4 protein-coding genes and 1 pseudogene are annotated in these 3,391 nt (G+C 67.0%); all 5 read left to right on the forward strand.

The window, feature by feature from the left end:
* Window positions 1–488 (forward strand): transposase (locus V7Z54_RS06790; protein WP_334135347.1); only part of this gene is annotated, 488 nt, incomplete at its 5' end.
* Window positions 489–545: 57 nt separating this feature from the next.
* Window positions 546–1,408: pseudogene (locus V7Z54_RS06795) on the forward strand (IS3 family transposase); the annotation flags it as partial.
* 130 nt (window positions 1,409–1,538) lie between these two features.
* The gene (locus V7Z54_RS06800; RefSeq protein ID WP_334135349.1) at window positions 1,539–1,739 is read left to right on the forward strand and encodes a type II toxin-antitoxin system HicA family toxin; all 201 of its coding nucleotides are present in this window, start codon (window positions 1,539–1,541) and stop codon (window positions 1,737–1,739) included.
* Window positions 1,736–2,146, forward strand: a complete 411-nt coding sequence (locus tag V7Z54_RS06805; protein ID WP_334135351.1) for a type II toxin-antitoxin system HicB family antitoxin — start codon at window positions 1,736–1,738, stop codon at window positions 2,144–2,146. The genes V7Z54_RS06800 and V7Z54_RS06805 overlap by 4 nt, the downstream gene beginning before the upstream one ends.
* A gap of 293 nt (window positions 2,147–2,439) precedes the next feature.
* On the forward strand, window positions 2,440–3,391 hold a 952-nt coding region (locus V7Z54_RS06810; protein WP_334135352.1), incomplete at its 3' end, for a hypothetical protein.

Raw genomic sequence — 3,391 nt, forward strand, 5'->3', positions numbered from 1 at the left:
CGGTGTTTCCGGCCACGACCCTGCAGACCTGCATCGTGCACCTGATCCGCAACAGTCTCGATTACGCGAGCTGGAAGGACCGCAAGGCGCTGGCCGCGGCGATCAAACCGATCTACACGGCGCCGAGCGCGGAGGCCGCAGAGGCCGAACTGGACGCGTTCGAGCAAGGCCCTTGGGGCCAGCGCTTGCCGATCGTCGTCGCGGCCTGGCGGCGGGCGTGGAGCCGGGTGATTCCGTTCTTCGCCTTCCCGCCTGAGGTGCGGCGGATCATCTACACCACCAACGCCATCGAGAGCGTGCATTCGCGGCTGCGCAAGATCATCAAGAGCTGCGGGCATTTCCCGAACGACGAGGCCGCCACCAAGCTGATCTGGCTGGCCTTGCGCAATATCACCGCCGACTGGAAGCGGGCGAGCAAGGAGTGGAAATCAGCGATGAACCAGTTCGCGATACTGTACGGCGACCGCTTCACCCTCGCGCCGCGCTGAGCGGCTCGAGTAAAGATTCAGAAAACCGCCTCACACACAAAAATTCAGACAGCCCCCATGGTGCAGGAGCACTCATTGAGCGAACGCCGCGCCTGTTGCCTCGTGGGGCTAAGCCGCGATGCCTACCGCAACCCTCCCGCCGTGAGCCAGGAGAAGCAATTGCTCAGCGAACGTATCAAGGCCGTCGCACTGGTGCGCCGGCGCTTTGGCTATCGGCGCGTGCATGACGTGCTGCGCGCCGACTTCCCCGGCGTCAACCACAAGCGGATCTACCGCTTCTATAAGGTCGCCGACCTGGCCGTTCGCAAGCGCAAGAAGGCCAAGCGCCCTTTGGGCCAGCGAACGCCGCTCATGGTGGCCCACACGGTCAATGCCGTCTGGAGCATGGACTTCGTAGCAACAGTCTGCGCAACGCGCGGCGCATCAAGTGCCTGGCGGTGGCCGACGACTTCAGCCACGAGTGCGTGCAAATGGCGGTGGACTTCGGCATCAGCGGCCAGGTCGTCACGCGGCTGCTGGACGAGGCCGCGCAATTCCGTGGCTACCCCAAGGCGGTGCGTACCGACAACGGCCCAGAGTTCACCAGCCGCGCCTTCCTGGGCTGGTGCGAGCGCAACAAGATCCCGCACATCCTGATCGAGCCGGGCCCGCCCATGCAAAACGGCTACATCGAGAGCTTCAACGGTAAGTTCTGGGACGAGTGCTTGAACGAGCACTGGTTCAAGACATTGCCGCAGGCCCGCGAAGTGATTCGCGCCTGAGTGCAGGACTACAACGAGGTGCGACCGCATTCCAGCATCGGCCGCATGCCCCCCAGGCGCTTCGCTCGCTTGCATCGCCAGCAAGCTGGCGATGCAGGTTCAGCACAAACCCCGACCCGCAACGAAGTTACCCTGCAACCCCGGACTGTCTCCGAATGACTGACTGGTACGGCGAATGGGGGCAAGTCAGCGCAACCCCGTCCCCGCCTTGAAGTGGGCAGCGTCGCTCAGATAGCGGCGCTGGTAGGGGTAGAGGAGGGGGGTTGACATCTATCTTTGGCGATATACCATGAAAGATATGAACGACAAGGACGTGATCAAGGCGCTGCAACGCCACGGCTTTCGGGTGGTGCGGGTGCAGGGCAGCCACCACATCCTGGTCAAGGAGGGGCTGCCGCGCAGCGTGCCGGTGCTGGTGCATGGCAGCCGCGATCTGTCCGTTGGCCTGCTCAAGGCCATCGTGCGCCAAAGCGGAGTCAAGCTCACATGAACATCGCCTACCCCTACACGGTCGAGCCGCAGCCCGAAGGCGGCTACCTGGTGCAATTCGTCGATCTGGAAGAAGCCTTCACCGAAGGCGACACGCCGGAGCAGGCCGCCTTCCACGCCGCCGAAGTGCTCACCGGCGTGCTGGCGGTGCGGCTTGAGCGGGGCGAGGACATCCCGCCGCCGTCGCCCGCCGAAGGTCGCCCGCTGGCCGTGCCGGATGCGCCGGTGCAGGCAGCGCTGCTGGTGCGCTTTGCCCAACAGGGCAAGAGCCTGTCGGAGCTGGCGCGCGCCATGGGCACGAGCTGGCCCGCCGCGCAGCGGCTCACCCGCCCCGGCAACCCCACCATCCGGCAACTGGAACGGGCCGCCGCCGCCTTGGGCAAGCGGTTGGTGCTGAGTCTGGAGTGAGCCACGGTCCGTCAAGACCAGCGGCCTGCGGCGAAAGATTCCGGGGCGCCGCTGCCCAGCCGAGCACGGTTTCCACGAACCCGATCACCCGAGCCCAGGGCACCTTCCCCACCGCTTGAAACGGGGGTGTCCGCCGTCTTATTTTCAGGTCCCGACGATTCGCGTGCTCGTTGACCTCGGCGTCGATGATGTGGTACCGTGTAGCGCGGGCTGGTTGCATCCTGTCGTCGCGCGCATACCGGGAAGCGTCTCGGACGTAGGACAGGGGGACGGCCCTGCTCGGCCCATGCGTCATGACCGCCCCTGCTGACACCGCGGCGCGCCCGCTTGGCTTTGGGCGCGATTGGCAACGTTACCGGCCCGTGCGGTGGCTGGTGGTGGCCCTGTTCGGGGTGATGGGGGCTGTGGCGGTGCAGGGTGACTGGGCCGAAAGCGCCCTGGCTGCCGCCTTCTTTGGCGCGCTGGGGTGGCTGGTGGCCGCGCTGAGCTACCCCCTTTTCTGGCTGTTGTGTCGGCTCTCCGAAGCGCTGCAAACACGCTGGCCGCAATTGGCCGCAAGCGCCATCCCCGCTGGGGGCTCATCGGCCGATGCGGCAGCCCCCTGGCGGGCGGCGGCAGCGCGAAGCCACGGTGTGCGCGCGGCCGATGTGGGCGGCGCGTTCGCAGCAAACCTTGGCCCGGGCGTGCGGCTGCAGCCGCCTGACGTTCCTGCATCCCCGGCGCCGGACACCGCAGTGAAGGTGCTGCCTGGTGTGCGCTGGCTGGCCGGAGAAATGCAGACCTGGCGTGAGGCCCTGCGCCAGCGCCTGCAGGAACCGTCTGCCGAAGCAGGCGTGTGGACAAGCTACGACGAGGCCGCCGGGGCGCTGCAGTGGGGGGTGCGCCCGGCCATCCAGCGCTTGGCTGCGGCCTTGTCGGCATTGTCGGAAGCGGCCTTGGCCGCCCCCGCCGATGGCCCGATGCCGGTGCACCAGGCCGCGTTGTTCGAGGCCGCGTTGTGGCACTGGGCCGACATCAGCCAGGGATTGCGCGCGCGGCGCTTTGCGGGCGACCCCGTCGGTACCGGTCGCCTGCACGCCATCGTGCAGACGCTGGACGCGCGGCTGCTGCGGGCGCTGGACGCCTACATCGACCTGAGCCACCGCCCCAAAGCGGTTCTACCCTACGCCAACATTCAGGGGCAGGTGCTGATGGAGGTGGATTTCGACTGCGCCGCCGAAGTGCGCGCGTTTGCCGAATGGGCGC

This window comes from Tepidimonas sp. (assembly GCF_036824975.1).
Taxonomy (GTDB): Bacteria; Pseudomonadota; Gammaproteobacteria; order Burkholderiales; family Burkholderiaceae_C; genus Tepidimonas.